The sequence below is a fragment of the Bradyrhizobium sp. UFLA05-109 genome (assembly GCF_054185165.1).
Genome location: NZ_JBBIAR010000028.1, coordinates 1 through 22,708 on the forward strand (window position 1 = coordinate 1; position 22,708 = coordinate 22,708).

The following is a 22,708-nucleotide window of genomic DNA, read 5'->3' on the forward strand; positions in this document are numbered from 1 at the left end:
CTGTATCCGCGGCGAGACACGAGGTTGGGCACACCTCGCTTTGCCCACCCTGCGAACCACGACGCGAGGCCTAAAGCATGATCCGGAAAAGTGTGAAGCGGTTTTCCGGGAAGATCATGCTCAAACAACAACCTAAAGCGCGATGATGATTCATTCTGATCTCATCGCGCTTTAGAGCCTAGTTTGGCACCGCTGCCTTCGGCGTCGGTCGCGCTGCCGTGGCAGCGTTCGCGGTCACGCCGTGCAGGAAGTCGAAAGCTGCGTGCAGCGCCTTGTCGTCCTTCTCTTCCGGCGGCACGTAGGATTGCGATCCGGTCTGCTCGCTGCCGTCGGCTGCGGAGAGATGGCCGCGCATCTGGGATTCGGCCATCGTGTCGACACGGCCCTTCAGCTCCGGCGGGACGTCCTGGAGGATCTCGATGTCGGGCGCGATGCCTTGCGCCTGGATCGAGCGGCCCGACGGCGTGTAGTAGCGCGCGGTGGTCAGCGCGAGCGCGCCGCTGCCGGTGCCGAGCGGGATGATCGTCTGCACCGAGCCCTTGCCGAACGAGCGCGTGCCGATCAGAGTGGCGCGCTTGTGGTCATGCAGCGCGCCGGCCACGATCTCGGACGCGGAAGCCGAGCCGCCGTTGATCAGCACCACCAGCGGCTTGCCCTTGGTGAGGTCGCCGCCATGCGCTGAGAAGCGCTGAGTCTCTTCCGGGTTCCGTCCGCGGGTCGACACCACCTCGCCGCGGGCGAGGAAGGTGCTCGACACCGAAACCGCCTGGTCGAGCAGCCCGCCCGGATTGTTGCGGAGATCGACGACGTAGCCTGCGAGCTTTTCCTGCGGGATCTCCTTGGAGATCGACGCAATCGCCTTGCGCAGGCCGTCGGTGGTCTGCTCATTGAACGAGGTGACGCGGATATAGCCGATATCGCCGCTCTCGGTGTGGAACCTGACCGGGCGCACATGGATGATCTCGCGCGTGATCGCGACGTCGAGCGGCGCGTCGGCGCCCTTGCGCACGATGGTGAGCTTGGTCTTGGTGTCGACCGGGCCCTTCATCTTGTTGACGGCCTGCTCGAGCGTCATGCCCATCACGGCCTCGCCATCGATCTTGCTGATGAGGTCGCCGGACAGGAGGCCGGCCTTGGAGGCCGGCGTGTCGTCGATGGGCGCCACGACCTTGACGAGGCCCTCCTCCATCGTGACCTCGATGCCGAGCCCGCCGAACTCGCCGGAGGTGGTCTCCTGCATCTCGGTCCAGGCCTTGTCGTTCATGTAGCGCGAATGCGGATCGAGCGAGGTGACCATGCCGTTGATGGCACCCTCGATCAGCTTGGCGTTGTCGGGCTTCTCGACGTAGCTCGCCTTGACCCGCTCGAAGACCTCACCGAACAGGTTCAGTTGCGAATAGGCATCGTCCGCGCCCGCCGCCGCTCTCGCCACCCAATGTCCGCCTTGCGGAGAGGTCGCCAGCAGAGTCAAACACGCGCCGGTGAGCGCGCCGAGGGGGAACAGCAGGGTTTTCCGCATGGATTGATTGGCCTTTTCGCTGGCGGTTGGGAGCCGCCATGCAAATGGCGATCCAACCCGTGTCTCACAATACCATTCTGGTTTCTTCAAGGCCGGTCCGCGACGTCGGCTTGCATCCGGCAAGAATCCCTTCGTCCCAGCCTAAACTTTTGGCAACGTTCATCGGCCGGTTCGCGCCGGGGGCGGGGAATCGACCCGCCCGGCTCTGCGTTCAAGCTATGCGATTTTGGGATGGTTTTGGCGCGCCGAACCGGTTAGGCGATGGAATAAGGCTTCAAATTCTCGGGAGGATAACAATGAACGAAGCGCCCCGCGTCCGGTCCCAACGAAACATCGAACTGGGCGCCAGCGACGAGCCGTTCCAGAACCTGCACGAATTCATCCGCAAGGCGCGTTCCAACCTCAACCAGAACGCCTGGGACTATATCGTCGGCGCCGCCGAGACCGAGACCACGATGCGCCGCAACCGCATGGCCCTGGACGAGATCGCCTTCCGCCCGCGCGTGCTGCGCGACATGCGCAACGTCGATGGTTCCGTCGCGCAGTTCGGCCGCAAGATGCGCCTGCCGGTGGTGCTGGCGCCGGTCGGCGCGCTCGAAATCTTCGATCCGCATGGCGCAGCGTCCGTTGCGCGTGGCGCCGGCGCATTCGGCGCGGCGCACATGCTGAGTTCGGTGTCGGACCCGGGCCTCGAGAAGACCGCGGAAGCGGCTCCCGATGCGCTACGCTTCTACCAGCTCTATGTCCGCGGCGATGACGCCTTCGTCGAGGATGTCGTCGCCCGCGCGGTGAAAAGCACCTATGCCGCGTTCTGCCTGACGGTCGACACAGCCCATTACAGCCGTCGCGAACGCGACATCGCCAAGCGCTATGTTCGCGAGAGCCGGCTGCGCGCCACCGGCGGCGATTACCAGAAGGGCCTGGAGTGGCGGACCGTGAAGCTGATCAAGGACAAGTTCGAGATCCCGCTCATCATCAAGGGCATCGCGACGGCCGAGGACGCGCAAATCGCCGTCGATCACGGCGTCGAGTGGATCTACGTCTCCAACCATGGCGGCCGCCAGCTCGATCATGGCCGCGGCGCCATGCATGTGCTGCCGGAGATCGTCGATGCCGTGAAGGGGCGCGCGAAGATCATGGTCGACGGCGGCTTCTGCCGCGGCACCGATATCGTCAAGGCGATCGCCATGGGCGCCGACCTCGTCGGCATCGGGCGCCTGCAGTGCTGGGCGCTGGCTGCAGCCGGCGAAGCCGGCATCACGCGGATGCTGGAGCTGCTGGAAGACGAAGTACTGCGCTGTCTCGGGCTGCTGGGCGCCACTTCGTTTGCCGAAGTGAACGCATCCTGCCTGCATCCGGCGACCGCCACCAACGCACCAAGCGTGTTCAGCGCGTTTCCGCTTCTGGATATCGAGCCTTATCGTTACTGAAAGGATGCAATGACCTCCCTCCTCTGTCCCGGCAGCGCTGATGCGCTTCTGTTCGATCTCGGTCGCGTCGTGCTCGACATCGATTTCTCCAAGGCGATCGCCTGCTGGGCGGGACATGCCGGCTGCGAGCCACAAGCCATCGTCGCGCGCTATGTGCGGGACAGCGAATCCTATCGGCTGCACGAGATGGGCAAGATCAGCGACGAGGTCTATTTCGACTCGCTGCGGCGCTCGCTCGGGATCGAGATTTCCGACGCGCAGTTCCTGGAGGGGTGGAATGCGATCTTCGCGGGCGAGATGCCCGACATCTCAAACCTGTTGCCGCGCGCCGCACAGCACGTGCCGCTCTACGCCTTCTCCAACACCAACCGGCCGCATGTGGAATATTTCTCGAAGGAGTATGCTGACGTGCTCGGCCATTTCCGCGAGATGTACCTGTCCTCCAGCATCGGCCTGCGCAAACCCGATGCGGAAGCCTTCGACCATGTCGTCGCCGCGATCGGCGTGCCGGCGCAGCGAATCGTGTTCTTCGACGATCTCGCGGAAAACGTCGAAGGCGCGCGGGCACGCGGTCTGACGGCGGTTCACGTGACGTCGCCTCGCGATGTCGGCGAGACGCTGAAGGCCCTCGGTATCTGAGAGCGCGGCCGCATTGTTGCGGTAGCTCAGTCTTTGGTTCCAGCTTCTTCCGGGAACTTTTTTGGCAAAATGTGGAACCAACTTATTCTGTGTATTTTTGCACAGAGTTCCCGGAACGGATCACCGCGTCGGGAGTCATATGCCCGTTGGGATTTTCTACAACGGACGCGTGATCGTGTTGGGCAAGGCATATTTCAACAAGCAAGCCTCGATTCTTCTCAAGTTCGCCAAATCAACGTCGAATTCGCAGCTGTCCGCAAAGCTGGTCAGCAAGGCGGCGGATCTGAAATCGCAGGGCGACCCCCTGCCCGAAATGGATCACAGCCTGAAGGCGCCCGACGTCGATCCGGACAATGAAACGGGAGCCACCTGATGCTAGCCGTGAGCCTGGTCGTCGCCGTGGTATGTTTGGCCACCATTATCCCGGTCTTCCTCGTCATTGAGACGATCGCGCGGCGGCCAAGGTAAGCGCACTCAGCTGCGCTTGGACTTGGGCCGATCGAGACGCTGCCGTTGCGCGCGCATGCGGCTGGTCTTCTCCTTGAGCGCTTCGATCTCCTCATCGAGCTTTGCGCTCCGCGACTTCGGCGGCTCATCGCCGCGCAGCTTCTCGAGCGCTTTCTCAACCGACAGCTTTGAAGTCTCTGCCATCAGGGTTCTCCCGGACGTCTCCCGACGCGCCTTGCGTGCGGGCGCGCAGCAATTCTGAGCCGGAAGCGGAACGAGGCGATATTGTCCCAAAGGGCATCCTGCCGTCCTGCTGCTGGAAAGACAATTTCATCTCCACCTTCGCGTTCGCGCCTTTTGCCTCGACGCCCGCACTCGGCTAGAACGCAACGCGACCTGTCCTTACGATTTGCCCAGCAGGAGTTCAGCCCGTGGCCCTGATGCCGGTTTCCGACGCGCTCGATGCGGTGCTCGCGGGCGTCGAGCCTGTCGCGGACGAGATGGTTGCGCTCGATGCGGCCTACCATCGCGTGCTGGCGCGCGACGTCGCGGCGCGGCGCACGCAGCCGCCGCAGGCGATGTCGGCGATGGATGGCTATGCGGTGCGCGCTGCCGATGCGGCAGAGGTGGGCACAGAGCTCACCGTGATCGGCGAGGTCGCAGCAGGACGACCGTTTGCGGGAACGGTCGGTGCGGGTCAGGCAGTACGGATCTTCACGGGCGGCGTAGTGCCCGATGGCGCGGACGCGGTGGTAATCCAGGAGGACACAGTCGCTGACGGCAGGCGCGTCACGGTCAAGGAGGCCGCGATCGTTGGAAGGCACATCCGTCCCGCCGGCGTCGATTTCCGCGAAGGCGACGTGCTCCTGCGAGAAGGAGCAAGGCTCACCGAACGCGACCTATCACTCGCCGCCGGCATGAACCATCCGCAGCTAGCCGTCCGTCGCCGGCCCAGGATCGCGATTCTCGCGACCGGCGACGAACTCGTGATGCCGGGCTCAACGCCGGGCGCGGGCCAGATCGTCTTTTCCAACGGCTATGCCCTGCACGCGCTGGCGCGGGCCGAGGGCGCCGAAACGGTCGATCTCGGCATTGCCGCCGATACCGTTGCGGCGACCAGCGCCGGCATCCGCCGCGCCCGCGAGAGCGGCGCCGACATCCTGATCACGACCGGCGGGGCCTCGGTCGGCGACCACGACCTGGTGAGGCCGGCGCTTCAGGCCGAAGGTTTCGAGATGGCGTTCTGGAAGATCGCGATGCGGCCGGGCAAGCCGATGATGCACGGCCGTCTCGGCGCGATGCGGGTGATCGGCCTGCCCGGCAATCCGGTCTCGTCCTATGTCTGCGGCTTCCTGTTCATGGTGCCGTTGATTCGCGCGCTTGCTGGCCGCTCTCGCGTTCATCACCGCCGCGAGCGCGCCGTGCTCGGGCGCGACGTCGGGCCCAACGACGTCCGTGAGGATTATCTGCGCGCCCGGCTCGAGGAGCGCGAGGACGGCACGCTCGTGGCCGTTCCCGTCAACCACCAGGACTCCTCACTGCTTGCGAATCTCGCTATGGCACAGGCACTTCTCGTGCGCGCGCCGTTCGCACCGAAGGCTGAAGCAGGCACGCCTTGCGAGGTGTTGCGGCTGCCCTTGTGAGGGCGATCTGATTCACGTGTAGCGCGAACTTCGCTGCGTTCACCCAAAATTAAGTGGTTGCGGAACACATATCGAACATATAGTGTCCGTTCATGATTTGTTTCGAGCATCTAGCGGCTTCTGCTGAATCTGGCGTCTCGGAATCGAACGACATCAACCGGGGGATTTGGTCGAGATGTTAACGCGCAAACAATACGAGCTTCTGCGGTTCATCAGTGAGCGCCTCAAGGAAAGCGGCGTGCCGCCCTCCTTCGATGAGATGAAGGACGCGCTCGATCTTCGCTCGAAGTCGGGCATCCACCGGCTGATCACTGCGCTGGAAGAGCGCGGCTTCATCCGTCGCCTGCCCAACCGCGCGCGCGCCATTGAGGTCATCAAGCTGCCCGAGCTTCAGGCCGCGGGCGCCGGCCGCCGCGGCTTCACGCCGAGCGTCATCGAAGGCAATCTCGGCAAGGTGCGGGGCGTAAGCGCTCCCGTCGACGACGGCGATCGCCCCGTCGCCGTGCCCGTGATGGGACGGATCGCAGCCGGCACGCCGATCGAGGCATTGCAGACCCGCAGCCACACCATCAGCGTGCCTCCGGACATGCTCGGCTCGGGCGAGCACTACGCGCTCGAAGTGCGCGGCGATTCGATGGTCGACGCCGGCATCCTGGATGGCGACATGGCGCTGATCCAGCGCAACGAGACCGCCGACACCGGCGACATCGTGGTGGCGCTGATCGACGATGAGGAAGCGACGCTCAAGCGCTTCCGCCGTCGCGGCGCGTCAATCGCGTTGGAGCCCGCCAACACCGCCTATGAGGTGCGCATCCTGCCGCCGAACCGGGTGAAGATTCAGGGCAAGCTGATCGGGCTGTACCGGAAGTACTGATTGCCCGCCAGATTGCCGGTTATTGCGCAACGATGCGGGCGGACGGATTGTCCGCTCCGGCAAAATGGTGTTTTCGCTTCCATTGTGATTATCCCCACACCTGCGCGAAGCTAATCCTCGAGCATGGCAGGCGCGAATGCGCTGTGCACGATGCAGAGGACAAAACCCATGCGGCAGATGATTTTGAGCGCGATCTCGGCAGCCTTGATCGCGGAATCGGCATCCGCGAGCGATGCAGCGCAACACCAGCATGGCGCCCGCAAGGCAGAGCACGCGGCAACCAGCGCGCCATTCCGCAAGTCCAACAATGCGATCGCACCTGCGGCGCAGGTGAGATGGCCCTATTCGGGGTACTCCGCTCCTGCCGGCCGCTGATGGAAGCTCGCGTAAGTGAATGGCGTGAACCAAGATAGACTGGCGGCGCGAGGCTTTGTTCCTGGTGTGCCGGGAAAGATAATGTGATCGGGCGACGCGCAGACGGGCCGCAGATTTGCCCACAAAAGCGATACACTCCAAGGCTTCCAACTCTGATAGAGGCCTGCGCCTCCGGGGGGGCGCGGACCTGCTATCTCGCATGAGGAGCACTCCGATGTGTGACTACAGCCTACATGCCGTTGCGACCCGCCCCGCTCAAGTCGGCGAGACGATCGTCACGACAACCTTCCGCGGCACCTCGACGCGTGGATTTGCGTCGGAGCGTGATCTCTCGGTTGCCGTCTGCCTCCTGCCCGGCACCGAGCTCGCCTTCGCCGACAACGTCCGCTACGACAATCGCTGGATCTGGACGCGCACCGTCAATTCCCGCGTCGGCAAGTTCGGTAAGGTCGATCCGCACATTCCCGATCGTCATCATGATGCGATCGAATTCCCCGACGGCAACTACGTACTGGTGACGCAACTCGTCGAGGGACAGCGTGCCACGGTTCTGCAATTGCCGGTAACGCAGCCGCTCGGCGAGAAGACTGAGCAGCCCGCCGTCGAGCAGCACACCACCACGACGCCTACGACACGCCTGCCGATCGGCTGACGCGTCTTTCAATCCTCGGCCTGCAGGTCGGCCTCCGACGGCGTAGCATCCTTGCTGCGTGGAGTAGCCGGCCGCGGTGCGAGGCTGAGCTCGAAATCACTATCGCCGGCCCCGGCCGGCGACCAGGGGCGGTTTGCGCCCCTTATTTTTACCGTTCGCAGCGTGAAACCGTCGCCCTCGCGCGATAGCGCGAGCGCTCCTTGCGTCTTCAGACGCTCGCGATCCACGACCATCGCCGTGCAATCGGTTGCTGCCGGCTTCGCCGTCACCACCAGCGCGGCGCGGCTGCAATCATCCGCCAGCGCATCGACACGCAGCGAGAGCGCGACCAGGCGACCATCGGCGAGCGGTGTCACGCAGCCGGCCTCGTCGCATGAGACTCCGTCGGCGAGCGACGCATCCGTCGCACTGCGCGGATCGGCATCGGCCGCAAGCCACTCCTTGAGGAGAAAATTGTCCTTGCCGGTTCGGATCAGGTGCAGTTGGCCGTCCCTGCCGCGCACCGCGACGCTGTGGCCGTCGCCTGCGATCAGGATGTCGGGCTGGCGCATATGCAGCGCCCAGCCGATCGCGAGCGCCAACACGACGACACCCGTCCAGCGCAGCGGCGTCCGCAACAGGCCCATCACGACGAGGCCGATGCTGGCGGCAATCAGCGGACCGGCGCCGAAGGCGGTGATGCGTCCGACCGCGCCCGGCAACGCCGCGACCCAGCGCGTCACGACGACCATCCAGTCGATGCCGATCCCCATCAACCACCAGAACACGCCGTCGAGCCCGAACGGCGCTGCGATCAGCCCCAAAAGTCCGGCGGGCATCACCAGCGCCGAGACCACCGGCATCGCCGCGAGATTGGCGAGCACGCCGTAGGGCGTGACGCGGTGGAAATGGAAGGCGGCATAGGGCGTCGTTGCGAGCCCCGCGATCAGCGAGGCCATCAGCAGCATGACGAGTTCGCGGCCCCCCCAGAGCGCGATGCGCGCGGTGGCGGAGTCGTCGGGCGAGGCCAACAGCTTCGGCATGCCGATCTGCACCAGCGCGACAAGACCAAGCGTTGCCGCGAACGACATCTGGAAGCTCGGGTGCACCAGGGCCTCCGGCGCAACAGCGAGCACGATCATCGCGGCAACCGCCAGCGTGCGGAAGGTGATGGCGCGGCGATCGACCATCACCGCGATCAGCACTACCGCTGTCATGAAGAAAGAGCGCTGTGTTGCGACCTCGGCGCCGGACAGCAGCAGGTAAAACGCAGCGGCCACAAGTGCTGCCGCCGCGGACCATTTCTTGATCGGATGGCCCGCCGCAAATCCCGGGATCAACGCCAGCAGCGCGCGTACCGCAAAAAACACCACGCCGGCGACGACCGCCATGTGGTAGCCGGAGATCGACAGCACGTGCCCGAGGCCGGAGATGAACATCGCGTCGTTGACGGGCTCGGTGATCGCATCGCGCCGCCCGGTAAGGAGCGCGGTGGCGATCGCACGATTGTCGCCGTCGAGCGTGGCGCGGATACGCGCGTCGATTGCATCGCGCAGGCCCTGCATGATCGCGGCATAGCGCAGTCGCAAGCCTCCGGTCTCCGGTGCCGCGGCAACCGTGATCGCCCCCATCGCAAAGCCGGACGCGCCGATGCCCTGAAAAAACATGTCGCGAGCGAAATCATAGCTGCCGGGACGCAGCGGCGCGAGCGGCGGCATCAGCCGCGCCTTGAGTTGCACGAAGCTGCCGACCTCCGGCGCTGTGCCCTTGCGCACAGACAGCCGCACGCGCTCGAGCTGGATGTCGCCGCGCGGCGCCTCCATCGTAGTCACCCGCAGCACGAAGCGGTCGGTCCGCTCGCGAATATCGCGCGTCTCGACGAAGCCGGACAGCGCCACCGAATAGAGCGGCTTGGCCAGCACTGTGTGCGCGATGCGCGCCGTCTTCCAGGTCGCCGTCGCAAAGCCTGCGGCGATCGCGGCGATCATGATGGCGGGCGCGAACAACCGGCTCCGCCGCAACAGCAGGCTACCTGCCATGAGCACCAGCGCCGTGATCGCGGCGACCAAGAGCACAGGTTCGTGGTCGGCAGCAAAATAGAGTGCAATCCCGCTCCCGAAGGCCACGGGCACCCACGGCAGCAGCCGACCGGCGCCAGCTTCCGCGCTCGCCCATCCGCGTAACGTCTCGGCCAGTGACGACCACGCGCCAAAGCCTGCTGGCACAAGTCCGCCGGCCGGAAAGGCACGGCCCGTTGGCCATGTCCCGGCGATCCCTTGCGAGCGGTGTGGCCGGGGAGGCTCCGCCATTCCTGCACCTTACAATACGCGACGGGTGCGGAGGCTACCGGAAGGTGTGGGGATGCGAATAGCGGAACAGAAAGGGAACCGGCCGAGGGGCCGCTACTTTTCCTCTTCCATCGTCACCGCCACCGCCGCCTTGGCCGAGAGCCGGACCTTGTTGCCCTCGATATCGGCAACGAGGCCCTTGTCGATGAAATGATGATGGCCCTTGTGGCTGCCCTCTCCGCTGTCCTTCCTGGTCAGCTTGATGCGGTTGCCCTCGACGCGGTCGACGGTACCGATATGAACGCCGTCGGCGCCGATCACTTCCATGTGCTCTGCGATCTCTTGCATGGTGGGATCCTCGTTGGACCCACACAACGCCGGAAGAGGCAGGTTCGTTTCTCTCGTCGAAATGACGATGCCGTGCACGGCACGCTTGTCAGATCAGCGGCGCGCGCGACGAGGCGTGGTGATTGACGATTTTCCAGTCACCGTCCTCACGAATGATGACCCAGCTCATCTTGACCGAAAGCTCCGGGCGTTCCCCGGCAAGGTCAAAGGAGACAATCGCGGCCATGTTGATCAGGTCCGGCCCGACCTGCGCCGCCCGCACTTCGGAAAAGGTCGCATTTGGCGAATGCCAGCGCGGCAAGCCGTTGAAATAATCGGCAACACCATCCCTGCCCCGATAGAACTTTGGGTTGGAGCCAAAGAAGAACGCGTTCCTCGAATACAGCGACGACAGTGCCGGCGCATCCAGCCTTGCGAAGCCGGCGGACCATTTCGCGATGATGGCGGAAACGATGGCGTCGGCGTCATCTGGCATGCGGCAGCTCAGCCCTTTTCAGCCTTTGGCGACTTCCTTCGCAAACGTGTCGCGCAATCCGATCGTCCGCGAAAACACCGGCTTGCCCGGCGTCGAATCCTTGTCGCGCACGAAGTAGCCCTGCCGCTCGAACTGCATCGGCTCGGTCGCATTGCTCTCGGCAACCGACACCTCGATCCGCGCGTCGGGAAGGATCTCCAGCGACTGCGGGTTTAGATCGGCGGCAAAATTGGCCGCGTTCGGGCTCGGGTTCGAGAACAGCTGGTTATAGACGCGGATCTCGGCGGGTACGGACTGCGCCGCTGGCAGCCAGTGCATGGTCGCCTTGACCTTGCGGCCATCGGGCGCGTTGCCGCCCTTGGTCAGGGGATCATAGGTGCAGCGGAGCTCGACCACTTCGCCGGCGTCGTTCTTGATCACGTCAGTGCACTTGATGAAATAGGCGTAGCGCAGCCGCACCTCGTTGCCCGGCGACAGGCGGAAAAACTTCTTCGGCGGATTTTCCATGAAGTCGTCGCGCTCGATATAGATCTCGCGGGAGAACGCGATCTTGCGCGTGCCGGCCGACTGATCGTCCGGATGGTTGATCGCCTCGAGCTCCTCGACCTGCCCTTCCGGGTAGTTCTCGATCACGACCTTGAGCGGCCGCAGCACCGCCATGCGCCGCTGCGACGTGCGGTTCAATTCCTCGCGGATGCAGAATTCGAGCATGCCGACGTCGACCACGCTGTTGGCTTTCGCCACACCGATGCGCTTGACGAATTCGCGAAGTGCGGCCGGCGGCACGCCGCGGCGGCGCAGGCCCGCCATGGTCGGCATGCGCGGATCGTCCCAGCCCGCGACGTGGCCGTCGCGCACGAGCTGGGTGAGCACGCGCTTCGATAACACCGTGTAGGTCAGGTTCAGCCGCGCGAATTCGTACTGATGCGGCTCCGAGGGCACCGGCAGCTTTTCGATGAACCAGTCGTAAAGCGGACGGTGGTCCTCGAATTCCAGCGTGCAGATCGAGTGGGTGATGCTTTCGATCGCATCCGACTGGCCGTGCGCGTAGTCGTAGCTCGGATAGATGCACCACTTGTCGCCGGTCCGCGGGTGATGCGCATGCAGGATGCGGTACATCACGGGATCGCGCAGGTTGATGTTCGGCGAAGCCATGTCGATCTTCGCCCGCAGCACGCGCGCGCCATTCGGGAATTCGCCGGCCTTCATGCGGCGGAACAGGTCGAGGTTCTCCTCGACCGTGCGGTCGCGGAATGGCGAGTTCTTTCCCGGATCGGTTAGCGTGCCGCGCGTAAGCCGGATCTCGTCCTGGGTCTGGTCGTCGACATAAGCGAGCCCGTCGCGGATCAGCTTCTCCGCCCATTCGTAGAGGCGGTCAAAGTAATCCGAGGCGTAGAACAGGTTCTTGCCCCAGTCGAAGCCGAGCCAGTGCACGTCGGCCTGGATGGAATCGATATACTCCTGCTCCTCCTTGACCGGATTGGTGTCGTCGAAGCGTAAGTGGCAGCGGCCGCGAAATTCCTCGGCGATGCCGAAATTGAGCGCAATCGACTTGGCATGGCCGATGTGCAGGTACCCATTCGGCTCCGGCGGGAACCGGGTCACGACCTCCTTGTACCTGCCCGCATCGAGATCGGCCTGGACGATGTCACGAATGAAATCGCGCCCCGCCTCAGTTGCCACCGGTTCTGTCGTCATTCCGAAAATCCTGTAGGGAAATCAGCGGTCCTTCTGCCAGTTTCGGGAGGCTGAGCCAAGCCCTCAGCCCGGTCCGAAGCGGTCCGCCGGCAGGCTTTAGTTATGCACCGTTCCTGCTATACACCACCGCCTCCAATGCATAGGCCGTTCCACTCATGACCGATACCGTCGTCACGCGCTTCGCCCCCTCGCCGACCGGCTTCCTCCATATCGGGGGCGCCCGCACGGCGCTGTTCAACTGGCTCTACGCAAAGAAGCACGGCGGCAAGATGCTGCTCCGGATCGAGGATACCGACCGCGAGCGCTCCACCGAGGCGGCGATCGGCGCCATCCTCGACGGACTGAAGTGGCTTGAGCTCGGCTGGGACGGCGAGGTGATCTACCAGTTCAGCCGCGCCGCTCGCCACCGCGAGGTGGCCGAGCAGCTGCTCGCCGACGGCAAGGCCTATCACTGCTACGCAACGGCCGAGGAGCTCGCCGCAATGCGCGAGAAGGCGCGCGCCGAGGGCCGCACCCGCCTCTATGACGGCATGTGGCGCGACCGCGATCCGGCAACCGCGCCAACCAACGTCAAGCCGACGATCCGGCTGCGCGCGCCGCAGACCGGCGAGACCGTGATCGAGGACCAGGTGCAGGGCCGCGTGGTCTGGCAGAACGAGAACCTCGACGACCTCGTTCTGCTCCGCGGCGATGGTACGCCGACCTACATGCTCGCGGTGGTAGTCGACGACCACGACATGGGCGTCACCCATGTGATCCGCGGCGACGATCATCTCATCAATGCCGCGCGCCAGAAGCAGATCTACGATGCGATGGGCTGGACGCTGCCGAGCATGTCGCACATCCCGCTGATCCACGGCCCGGACGGCTCGAAGCTGTCCAAGCGGCACGGCGCGCTCGGCGTCGACGCCTACCGCGCCATGGGCTATCTGCCTGCCGCGCTACGCAATTACCTCGTCCGGCTCGGCTGGAGTCATGGCGACCAGGAGATCTTCTCGACCGAGGAGATGATCGCGGCGTTCGACCTCGCCAGCGTCGGCCGCGCCGCCGCACGTTTCGACTTTGCCAAGCTCGAGAACCTCAACGGCCACTACATCCGTAACGCGGACGATCAATCACTCGTGAAGATGTTCGAGGACGTGCTCGACCACATTCCGGGACGAGCCGAGCTCAAGGCCAAGCTGAACGATGCCACGCGCGCGCAGCTTCTGAAGGCCATGCCGAGCCTGAAAGAGCGCGCCAAGACGCTGATCGAGCTGATCGACGGCGCCTATTTCATCTTCGCCGACCGGCCGCTGGAGCTCGATCCCAAGGCAGCAGCGCTGCTGACGGCAGAGAACCGGGCGCTGATCGGCCAGCTTCATTCCGCGCTGGAGAATGTCGAGAGCTGGAGCGCGGCCACCGCGGAGGCCGCGCTGCGCGCCTTTGCCGAGGAAAACAATCTCAAGCTCGGTGCGGTCGCCCAGCCATTGCGAGCGGCGCTGACGGGACGGTCCACCTCGCCCGGTATTTTCGAGGTTTTGGACGTCCTGGGACGCCAGGAAAGCCTGGGCCGGCTGAAGGATCAATCTACGACGTAAGTCCTGTGCGGTGCCCATCTTGCAGCGCACACAGCAATAATATACCCATCTCACCCGTAGCTTCTGGAATATCCGGCTTGCCCCGCCATCTGATGGGGGACGATCAGGTCCGGCCCGTTTCACAATTCATCGGGGACTTACGATGGACGCAAAATCCACAAAAACAGCAACGCTGACGGTCGGAAACAAGAATTACGATCTCCCGATCCTGAGCGGCAGCGTCGGGCCTGACGTCGTCGACATCGGCAAGCTCTACGGCCAATCCGGCCTCTTCACCTACGATCCGGGCTTCACCTCGACCGCGAGCTGCCAGTCCAAGATCACCTATATCGACGGCGACGCCGGCGTGCTCGAATACCGCGGCTATCCGATCGAGCAGCTCGCCGAGCACGGCGACTTCCTGGAGACCTGCTACCTTCTGCTTTACGGGGAGCTGCCGACGGCGGCCCAGAAGAAGGATTTCGACTACCGCGTCACGCACCACACGATGGTGCACGAGCAGATGGCCCGCTTCTTCCAGGGCTTCCGCCGCGACGCTCATCCGATGGCGGTGATGGTGGCCTCCGTCGGCGCGCTCGCCGCGTTCTATCACGACTCCACGGACATCACCGATCCGAAGCAGCGCATGATCGCCTCCATGCGCATGATCGCGAAGATCCCGACGCTCGCCGCCATGGCCTACAAATATTCGGTCGGCCAGCCGTTCGTGTATCCGAAGAACTCGCTGAAGTTCGCCGAGAACTTCCTGAACATGTGCTTCGCCGTGCCGTGCGAGGAGTACAAGGTCAATCCGGTGCTCGCGGATGCACTGGAGAAGATCTTCATCCTGCACGCGGACCATGAGCAGAACGCGTCGACCTCGACGGTGCGCATCGCCGGCTCCTCCGGCGCCAATCCGTTCGCCTGCATCGCAGCGGGCATCGCCTGTCTCTGGGGTCCGGCCCATGGCGGCGCCAACGAAGCCGCGCTTGCGATGCTCGCCGAGATCGGCACGGTCGACAAGATTCCCGAGTTCATCGCCAAGGTGAAGGACAAGAACAGCGAAGTCCGCCTGATGGGCTTCGGCCACCGCGTCTACAAGAACTACGATCCGCGCGCCAAGATCATGCAGAAGATGTGTCACGCCGTGCTCAAGGAGACCGGCCATGGCGACGATCCGATGCTGAAGGTGGCGCTGGAGCTGGAGAAGATCGCCCTCAGCGACCAGTACTTCATCGACCGCAAGCTCTACCCGAACGTCGACTTCTATTCGGGCATCACGCTGAAGGCGATGGGTTTCCCGGTCTCGATGTTCACCGTGCTGTTCGCGGTCGCGCGCACCGTCGGCTGGATCAGCCAGTGGAGCGAGATGATCGAGGATCCGCAGCAGAAGATCGGCCGCCCGCGCCAGCTCTACACCGGGCTCACCAGACGCGACTACCAGCCGATCGACCAGCGGAAGTAAGGTCGGCTTCAAGGCCAAACGAAACGGCGCCATCATGGATGGCGCCGTTTTTGTTTGTGATTGCCGCTAGACTAGTTTCCCCGAACGCCCTTCCGCATCGTCGCGAGCACGATGTCGGCGGCAAGCACGCTCGGCGACTTGTTGCCGGTCGACATGATCGTGTCGAGCCGGGCAAAGGCCTCGACCTGTTGCTGCCGCGATGGCGTATCCGTCAGCACCTCGGTCAAGGCGTCTGCGAGCTTTTCCGGCGTGCAGTCCTCCTGCAAGAACTCGGGGATCACCTCCCTGCCGATCACGAGATTGGCGAGGATCACGGAAGGGACGCGGATGGCGCGGCGCAGGATAAAGGCCTCGATCGCGCCGACGCGATAGGCCGTCACCATGGGAATGCCCGACAGCGCAAGCTCCAGCGTCACCGTGCCGGATTTCGCCAGCGCGGCCCGCCCGATCCGGAATGCGGCACGCCGCTCGGCTTCGCCGACCACGATCTGCGGCTTGACCGGCCAGCTTGCGATGCCCTCACGCACCGTTGGTTCGAGATGCGACATGGTCGGCAGCACCAATTCGAAACGCTGGCCCAAAGCCTGCAACCGGCCGAGCGTGGCGCCGAACACCTCGAGATGGTGCCTGATCTCGCTGCGGCGGCTGCCGGGCAAGACCAGCAGCACCGGCGGCTCGCCATCGCGGCGCTCCTGCTCCTCCGCATTCGGCCGCAGCGACGACAATTGCTCGATCAGGGGATGGCCGACATAGCTGCACGGCGGCCCGCGCAGCTTGCGATATTCCTCGGGCTCGAACGGCAGCAGGCCCAGCACGTGATCGACATACGACAGCATGGCCCGCGCCCTGCCCGGTCGCCAGGCCCAGACCGAGGGCGAGACGTAGTCGACGATCGGAATCGCCGGATTGCGCGCCCGGACACGGCGGGCAACACGGTGGGTGAAGTCGGGACTGTCGATGATGACGAGCGCGTCGGGCGCGGCATCCGTCACGGCATCCGTGGTCTTGCGGATCAGCCGCAGGATTTTTGGCAGTTGCTGCACGACGGCGGCAAAGCCGACGATCGAGAGCTCCTCGATCGGAAAGAGTGAGACCAGCCCCTCGCGCGCCATCGTGCGGCCGCCAACGCCTTCGAACTGAACGCCATCGCCGAGCCGCTGGCGCAGCACCTTCATCAGCGCAGCTCCCAAACGGTCGCCGGATTCCTCCGTGGCGATCAGAAAGATTTTCCGCTTTGGATCGCGCCCCGGCATCACGCTTGCAAGCCGATGACGAAGAGATAGTTGGCGTCGGCGCGCTCGATCATCGCCTGCGGCTCGGCCGCGATGGTGTTGCCCGCGATTACGGCGATGCCCGAAAGGCCAGCGCTGGCGACACCTTCAACGGTACGCGGGCCGATGGTCGGCAGGTCGAAGCGCAAATCCTGTCCGCTCTTCGGTGCCTTGACCAGTACGCCGCGCCCGCGCGCCGCGCGGATGCGGCCCTCGCTGCGCAGCCGCGCCACGCGCTGGAGCAGCCCGTCAGTGCCCTCGATGTCCTCGACCGCGACCACATGCCCGTCGATCACGACGACGGCCTGGCCGATATCGAACGGGCTCAGCGCGGCCAGCACCGCGCGGCCGCGCTCGATGTCGCCCCTGGCGTTGTCGGCCGGCCAAGCGCGGGTGATGCAGCCCTCGGGCATCAACAGATCTGGTGCGACGTCCTTGATCCCGACCATGCGAAAGCCGTCCTGCTCGAGCATGCGGCCGACGCCGGAGAGCAGATGGTCGTCGCCGCCGCGAAACGCGCGGACGACGTGGCCGAGAAGCCGGAGCGTCTTGAGATCGAAGCGCACTTCCGACAGCGAGGGCCGCATCAAGGTGCCGATGAAGATCAGGTCGCGGCAGCCCTCTTCGCGAAACAGCCGCATGGCGCGGCCGAGCTGGCCGACCGAGATCCAGCGATGGCGGAATTTTTCCACTTGGACCGGATCGCAGGCGCCGCGCAGCGGAAACAGCACCGGCGCGAGACCACGCGCGGCGAGCGACTCTGCAACTGCAAACGGCATGGCGCCGCCGCCAGCGATGACGCCGACCGGTGACGAAATCTCTGGAGCCGCCGATGTCATGCTCGCGGCCATCCCCGTGCTTACTGCCCGATCGCGGGAAGGCAGAGCGGGCGATGCTTGCCCTTGCCGATGAAGTCGAGGATTTCGGCGATGGCGGGATCCTCGGCCGCAAGCGGCTGCACCGAAGCGAGCCGTTCGGCGAAAATGCCAGGGCCGTGGAACAGCTTTTGGTAGAATGCGCGCACGCTCGCGAGCCGCTGCTTGGTAAACTTGCGCCGCTTCATGCCGATGATGTTGAGGCCTTCGAGCACCGCATACTGGCCGTTGACGAGCCCGAACGGGATGATGTCGTCGCGCACGCCACAAACGCCACCGACCATCACCTGCGACCCGATGCGCGTGAATTGGTGCACCGCGGATAACCCGCCGATGAAGACGAAGTCGCCGATCTCACAGTGCCCCCCGAGCGTCGCCGAGGTCGCGAAGATCACGTCGTTGCCGACATGGCAGTCGTGCCCGACATGGCTGCAGTTCATGAAATAGCCGCGGTCGCCGACCTCTGTGACGCCGCCGCCGGCGACAGTGCCGGCATTCATGGTCACGGATTCGCGGATGGTGCAGCCCGAGCCGATCTGTAGCTTCGTCAGCTCACCGCGATAGCTGAGTGATTGCGGCGGTGTGCCGAGCGATGCGAACGGGTAGATCGTGCAATCGTCGCCGATGGTGGTCCGCGCCGTGATGTGCACATGCCCGATCAGCTTGCAATTTCTGCCGATCGCGACGTTCGGACCGATGATGCAGTAGGGTCCGATCTCTGTGCCCTCGCCGATCACGGCGCCGTCTTCCACGCGCGCGGTGGGATCAATCTTGCTCATTAAGAAGGTCTGACTATCCGTTGAAGTCGCTCGGTTTTCCGGTGGTTAGCGCGACTTTGCGTGATCTGTCCAGTGACGTATCATCTCGGCGTATTTCCACCTGATCGCCATTCCGGGATGCGTGCAAAGCACGCAGGCCCGGAATCCATCTCACCGCTCGCACCGCGACCCAATGGATTCCGGGCTCGCGACGGAGCCTGTCATCGGGCCGCGCTTCGCGCGGACCCGTTGGTTGCGCCCCGGAATGACGAAAAAAACAGGATAGTTCGAACGTAATCCGGCAAAGCGCAGCTTTGCTCAGTCCGTCAGCATCGCACCGACGTCGGCTTCGGCAACGACCTGGCCGTTGACCTTGGCGTCGCCGTGAAACCACCACATCGCCTTGCGGCGGCCAATCGAGCGCATGTGGTATTCGATCGTGTCGCCGGGCAGCACGGGCTTGCGGAATTTGCACTTGTCGATGGTGAGGAAATACACCGCCCGCGGCTTCTCGGTGCCATCGACCGACGTGATGCCGATCACGCCCGCGGTCTGCGCCATCGCCTCGATCATCATCACGCCGGGATAGACCGGCCGCTCGGGGAAATGGCCCTGGAACGCCGGCTCGTTGAAGGTGACGTTCTTGATGCCGATGCCGCTATAGTCCGTGCGGATGTTGATCACCCGATCGATCAACAGCATCGGGAAGCGGTGCGGAAGCGTGCGGAGAATCGCGTTGATGTCCACGAGCTCGAACCTGACCGGTGCTTCCTCCATTACTCCTGTCCCTCGTCCTTCGCATCGGCCTTGCTGTCGCGTACCAGACGCTCCACCGCGATGATTTCCTTGAACCACTGCTTGGTCGGCTTGGCAAAGAAGCCGCCCCAACGTCCGCCTGCCGGGATGTCGTCCTTGACGCCGCTCATCGCGGTGACCTGAGCCCCATCGCCGATCTTGAGGTGATTGTTGATGCCAACCTTCGCTCCCAGCGCAACGTTGTCGCCGATCGTCAGGCTACCGGCGAGGCCGATCTGAGCGGCCAGCAGGCAGTTCCGGCCGATGGTCACATTGTGGCCGATCTGGACCTGGTTGTCGATTTTGGTGCCCTCCCCGATCACGGTGTCACGCAACGACCCACGATCGATGGTGGTGCCGGCGCCGACCTCGACGTCGTTCTGGATCAGCACCCGTCCGGTCTGCGGGACCTTGAGGTGCCCCTCGGGACCGAAAAAGACGAAGCCGTAGCCGTCCTGACCGATCGAGCAGCCGGGGTGGATCAGCACGTTGTTGCCGATCAGGGCGCACTGGATGGCCGTACGGGCACCGACGTCGCAGTCCCGGCCGATCTTGACGCCGGGGCCGATCACCGCGCCGACGCCAATCACCGTGCCACTGCCGATTTCGACCTCCGGGCCGATGACGGCCAGCGGATCGACCACGACGCCGTCCTCCAGACGCGCCGTCGGATCGATGATCGCCGACGGCGCGATGCCGTTATTGCCGACCGAGGATTGCGGCCTCAGCGCGTCGCCATGCCATTCCCGGGCGATCCTGACGAAGGCGCGAAACGGCTGCGCCACGCGCAGCGCGGCGACGTGGGCCGGCACCTGCGCCTCGAAGCGCGGGCTGACGAGGCACGCGCCGGCCTTGGTCGCCTTGAGCTGGTCGACATATTTGAGGTTGTCGAAGAACGTCAGGTGCATCGGACCGGCTTCGTCGAGCGAAGCCAGGCCCGTGATGATGTGGCCGGCCCGGGCCGGGTCGACCAGCTGAGCCTTCGTCAGCGTGGCGATATCAGCCAGCGCCGACGCAGGCGGCTTCTTGAAGAAGGACGGCTGTGCCATTCCACCCCGTCGAGGTCCGGCCGGAGATCGGCTTAGAACGACGTACCGCCGCCGAACCGGAACTGCTGCACGCGGTCATACGCGCCCTTGGTGAGCGGCACTGCGTAGTCGAAGCGCAGCGGTCCGAACGGAGACTGCCAGATCAGACCGACACCCACCGACGAGCGGACGACGTTACCATTGTCATACACCAATCCGGTACAAGTTCCAGCCGTGGCCGGGTTGACGGTCGACGGAGTACAGTTCGAGTTCTTCGTCGTCGTCGTTTCGCCGGTGAGCGCCCAGGTCGTCGGGCCCTGGTAGTCGTAGAGACCGCCGGCGTCGGCATAGACCGCACCCTTCAGGCCCACTTCCTTGGGCAGGAACCAGAACGGCATCTGCAATTCGAGCGAAGCGCCCCAATACTTCGTGCCGCCAAGCGCGTCCTGCGTGCCAAAGGGATTGAGGTCGCGGGGACCGATGCCGTTCGGCGCAAAGCCGCGGACGAGGTTCGGACCCATCTGGAAGTGATCGAGCATGCGCAGCTCGGTGCTGCCCCACTTGTTCAGGATACCGCCCTGCAAGTGGACCAGGCCGACGAGATCGGACACCAGCGACTGGTAGTACTTCGCATCGACCGCCGTCTTCAGGTAGGAGACGTCGCCGCCGACGCCGGCGAAGTCCTGCCGGAAGTCGACCAGGAGGCCGTCAGTCGGGTTCTTGTTGTTGTCGAGCGTGTTGTAGGTCAGCGTGTAGCCAAGCGCCGAAGTCAGCGTCGCGCCGTTCGCCAGCTCTTTGCGCACCGGCAGCGAGGCTTCGCCGTTCTGGTAGCACCCGAGGCCGTTCGTGGAGCTGAGATCCGGGACACCGCCGTTTGCGGCGGAGAAAGCCGGGCTTGTATTGGCCGCAGTGCCCAACGTGTTGTTACAGTCCTGCAAATAGGACGGCAGCGTGATTTCCTGACGGTAGACCGAGTAGCGCAGCTGCAAGGCCAGATCTTCGCGCAGGCTGAAGCCGAGCCGCGGGCTGAAACCCAGCGTCTTGGTGCCGTAGGAGATGTAGCTGTTGGACAGCTGCGTGCGCTGATAGAGGTCGAGGCCGAGCGCGACGCGGTAGTCGAGCAGGTACGGCTCGACGAACGACAGCGAATAGCCGCGTGCATACTGGCCGTAGGTGACCGCGGCCTTAGCGAACAAGCCGCGGCCGAGAAGGTTGCGCTCGGAGATCGAGACTTCGGCCAGCGCACCGTCGGTCGTGGAGTAGCCGCCCGACACCGAGAAGTCGCCGGTGGACTTTTCCTCGAGATCGACGATCAGGACCACGCGGTCGCTGGACGAGCCCGGCTCTGTAGTGATCTTGACGCTCTTGAAGAAGTCGAGGTTCTTCAGGCGGCGCTCGGCACGATCGACCAGCGCACGGTTGTAGGCATCGCCCTCGGAGAGGTCGAATTCGCGCCGGATCACGTAGTCGCGCGTGCGGACGTTGCCGCGAATGTTGATGCGCTCGATATAGGTGCGCGGACCTTCGTCGATGTTGAACACGACAGAGACTGTGTGCGCATCGAAATTACGGTCGCCGCCGGGCCGAACCACGGCGAAGGCATAGCCGCGACGCGAGGCCTCGATCTGCATCTCCTCGACCGACTTCTCGACCGCTTCGACGTTGTAGAGCGAGCCGACGTTGACGCGCGAAAAGCTGCGCAGCACGTTGGGATCGAAGTTCGGGATGCTCGTGCGGAAGTCAACCGATCCGACGCGGTACTGCTGGCCTTCCTCGATCTTGAAGGTGACGAGGAAGCCCTTTCTCTCCGGATCGTATTCGGTGATCGCGGCGACCACCTGCACGTCGGCGAAGCCGTGCTTGAGGTAGAAGCGGCGAATCAGGTCGCGGTCGGCCTCGACCCGGTCCGGATCGTAGACGTCGGCACTGCCGAGGAAGCTCAGGAGATTCGTCTCACGGGTCTTGATGACGTCCCTCAGGCGATAGCTCGAATAGGCAACGTTGCCGACGAAGTCGATCGACTTGATGCCGGTCTTGGCGCCCTCATCGATCGTGAAGACCAGATCGACGCGGTTGTTCGGCTGCTCGATGATCTCGGGCGTCACGTGCACGTCGTAGCGGCCGGAGCGACGATAGATTTCGGCGATGCGCAGCGTGTCCGACTGCACCACGGCACGCGAGAACGTGCCGCGCGGTTTGGACTGGACTTCGGCGGTGAGCTGCTCGTCCTTGATCTTCTTGTTGCCCTCGAAGGCGACGCGGCCGATGACGGCGTTTTCGACCACCGAAACCACGATCCGGCCACCGACGCGGTTGATCTTCACGTCCTGGAACAGGCCGGTCTCGATCAGCGCCTTGAGGCCGTCGTCGATGGCCGCCTGGTCAAGGCGTCCGCCAGGACCCGGCTTGAAATAGGAACGGATGGTCTCGACCTCGACACGGCGGTTCCCCTCCACCGAGATCGAATCCACGGTCTGGGCCGCAGCCGGCGACGACACGAAAGCGGCCCCGACCGGGGCCAGCACCGGCACGCCGAACATGATCAGGGTGGCGAGCAGGCCCCCCCGGACCTTCATACCAAAAATCATGC

General features: G+C 64.3%; 21 protein-coding genes. 9 read left to right on the forward strand and 12 right to left on the reverse strand.

All coding sequences use genetic code 11. The annotated features are described in order from the left end of the window. Positions 1-178: 178 nt before the first annotated feature. Positions 179-1,519, reverse strand: a complete 1,341-nt coding sequence (locus Q3C01_RS21120) for a S41 family peptidase (RefSeq protein WP_458147236.1) — start codon at positions 1,517-1,519, stop codon at positions 179-181. Between the two features lie 296 nt (positions 1,520-1,815). Here Q3C01_RS21120 and Q3C01_RS21125 point away from each other — a divergent pair, with 296 nt between their 5' ends. From Q3C01_RS21125 to Q3C01_RS21135, 3 genes are all read left to right on the forward strand, one after another. After that, on the forward strand, positions 1,816-2,949 hold the full coding sequence (locus Q3C01_RS21125; RefSeq protein WP_458147237.1) for an alpha-hydroxy acid oxidase: 1,134 nt from the start codon (positions 1,816-1,818) through the stop codon (positions 2,947-2,949). Positions 2,950-2,958: 9 nt separating this feature from the next. Continuing rightward, positions 2,959-3,588, forward strand: a complete 630-nt coding sequence (locus tag Q3C01_RS21130; protein WP_458147238.1) for an HAD-IA family hydrolase — start codon at positions 2,959-2,961, stop codon at positions 3,586-3,588. Positions 3,589-3,757: 169 nt separating this feature from the next. Beyond that, positions 3,758-3,961, forward strand: a complete 204-nt coding sequence (locus Q3C01_RS21135; protein WP_458147239.1) for a hypothetical protein — start codon at positions 3,758-3,760, stop codon at positions 3,959-3,961. Positions 3,962-4,062: 101 nt separating this feature from the next. Here Q3C01_RS21135 and Q3C01_RS21140 read toward each other — a convergent pair whose 3' ends face one another. Then, positions 4,063-4,239 (reverse strand): hypothetical protein, encoded by a 177-nt coding sequence (locus Q3C01_RS21140; protein WP_458147240.1) that lies wholly within the window; start codon positions 4,237-4,239, stop codon positions 4,063-4,065. A 227-nt stretch (positions 4,240-4,466) separates the two neighbouring features. On the opposite strand from Q3C01_RS21140, the gene Q3C01_RS21145 reads away from it, so the two are divergent. From Q3C01_RS21145 to Q3C01_RS21160, 4 genes are all read left to right on the forward strand, one after another. Beyond that, positions 4,467-5,678, forward strand: a complete 1,212-nt coding sequence (locus Q3C01_RS21145) for a molybdopterin molybdotransferase MoeA (RefSeq protein WP_458147241.1) — start codon at positions 4,467-4,469, stop codon at positions 5,676-5,678. Positions 5,679-5,853: 175 nt separating this feature from the next. After that, positions 5,854-6,552: a transcriptional repressor LexA gene (lexA, locus tag Q3C01_RS21150; RefSeq protein ID WP_458147242.1), complete on the forward strand. Its 699-nt coding sequence runs from the start codon at positions 5,854-5,856 to the stop codon at positions 6,550-6,552. Between the two features lie 168 nt (positions 6,553-6,720). Continuing rightward, a complete protein-coding gene (locus tag Q3C01_RS21155; RefSeq protein WP_458147243.1) occupies positions 6,721-6,927 on the forward strand; it encodes a hypothetical protein in 207 nt (68 codons plus the stop codon). 214 nt (positions 6,928-7,141) lie between these two features. Next, on the forward strand, positions 7,142-7,579 hold the full coding sequence (locus Q3C01_RS21160) for a hypothetical protein (protein ID WP_027522621.1): 438 nt from the start codon (positions 7,142-7,144) through the stop codon (positions 7,577-7,579). A gap of 8 nt (positions 7,580-7,587) precedes the next feature. Here the strand turns inward: Q3C01_RS21160 and Q3C01_RS21165 are convergent, their stop codons facing one another. The 4 genes from Q3C01_RS21165 to Q3C01_RS21180 all read right to left on the reverse strand — a co-directional run bounded on the left by Q3C01_RS21165 (position 7,588) and on the right by Q3C01_RS21180 (position 12,367). Further along, positions 7,588-9,867 carry a ComEC/Rec2 family competence protein gene (locus tag Q3C01_RS21165; RefSeq protein ID WP_458147244.1) on the reverse strand — a complete coding sequence of 760 codons (2,280 nt, stop codon included), beginning with the start codon at positions 9,865-9,867 and terminating at the stop codon, positions 7,588-7,590. 93 nt (positions 9,868-9,960) lie between these two features. Beyond that, positions 9,961-10,194, reverse strand: a complete 234-nt coding sequence (locus Q3C01_RS21170; RefSeq protein WP_458147245.1) for a DUF2171 domain-containing protein — start codon at positions 10,192-10,194, stop codon at positions 9,961-9,963. A gap of 88 nt (positions 10,195-10,282) precedes the next feature. Next, a complete protein-coding gene (locus tag Q3C01_RS21175) occupies positions 10,283-10,669 on the reverse strand; it encodes a YybH family protein (protein ID WP_458147246.1) in 387 nt (128 codons plus the stop codon). Between the two features lie 18 nt (positions 10,670-10,687). After that, on the reverse strand, positions 10,688-12,367 hold the full coding sequence (locus tag Q3C01_RS21180; RefSeq protein ID WP_458147247.1) for a glutamine--tRNA ligase/YqeY domain fusion protein: 1,680 nt from the start codon (positions 12,365-12,367) through the stop codon (positions 10,688-10,690). 155 nt (positions 12,368-12,522) lie between these two features. On the opposite strand from Q3C01_RS21180, the gene gltX reads away from it, so the two are divergent. Beyond that, positions 12,523-13,947: a glutamate--tRNA ligase gene (gene gltX, locus Q3C01_RS21185; protein WP_458147248.1), complete on the forward strand. Its 1,425-nt coding sequence runs from the start codon at positions 12,523-12,525 to the stop codon at positions 13,945-13,947. Between the two features lie 142 nt (positions 13,948-14,089). Next, positions 14,090-15,391, forward strand: a complete 1,302-nt coding sequence (gene gltA, locus Q3C01_RS21190) for a citrate synthase (protein ID WP_458147249.1) — start codon at positions 14,090-14,092, stop codon at positions 15,389-15,391. Positions 15,392-15,462: 71 nt separating this feature from the next. On the opposite strand, the gene lpxB is transcribed toward gltA, so the two are convergent. From lpxB to bamA, 6 genes are all read right to left on the reverse strand, one after another. Next, positions 15,463-16,647: a lipid-A-disaccharide synthase gene (gene lpxB, locus Q3C01_RS21195; RefSeq protein ID WP_458147250.1), complete on the reverse strand. Its 1,185-nt coding sequence runs from the start codon at positions 16,645-16,647 to the stop codon at positions 15,463-15,465. Further along, positions 16,644-17,501 carry an LpxI family protein gene (locus Q3C01_RS21200; RefSeq protein ID WP_458147251.1) on the reverse strand — a complete coding sequence of 286 codons (858 nt, stop codon included), beginning with the start codon at positions 17,499-17,501 and terminating at the stop codon, positions 16,644-16,646. The genes lpxB and Q3C01_RS21200 overlap by 4 nt, the downstream gene beginning before the upstream one ends. 20 nt (positions 17,502-17,521) lie before the next feature. After that, positions 17,522-18,316: an acyl-ACP--UDP-N-acetylglucosamine O-acyltransferase gene (gene lpxA, locus Q3C01_RS21205; protein ID WP_458147252.1), complete on the reverse strand. Its 795-nt coding sequence runs from the start codon at positions 18,314-18,316 to the stop codon at positions 17,522-17,524. A gap of 297 nt (positions 18,317-18,613) precedes the next feature. Beyond that, the gene (fabZ, locus tag Q3C01_RS21210; RefSeq protein ID WP_027523862.1) at positions 18,614-19,072 is read right to left on the reverse strand and encodes a 3-hydroxyacyl-ACP dehydratase FabZ; all 459 of its coding nucleotides are present in this window, start codon (positions 19,070-19,072) and stop codon (positions 18,614-18,616) included. Further along, positions 19,072-20,139 (reverse strand): UDP-3-O-(3-hydroxymyristoyl)glucosamine N-acyltransferase, encoded by a 1,068-nt coding sequence (gene lpxD / locus Q3C01_RS21215; RefSeq protein ID WP_458147253.1) that lies wholly within the window; start codon positions 20,137-20,139, stop codon positions 19,072-19,074. The genes fabZ and lpxD overlap by 1 nt, the downstream gene beginning before the upstream one ends. A gap of 32 nt (positions 20,140-20,171) precedes the next feature. Further along, entirely contained in the window at positions 20,172-22,706 is a 2,535-nt protein-coding gene (gene bamA / locus Q3C01_RS21220) for an outer membrane protein assembly factor BamA (RefSeq protein WP_458147254.1), read from the reverse strand. Positions 22,707-22,708 lie beyond the last annotated feature (2 nt).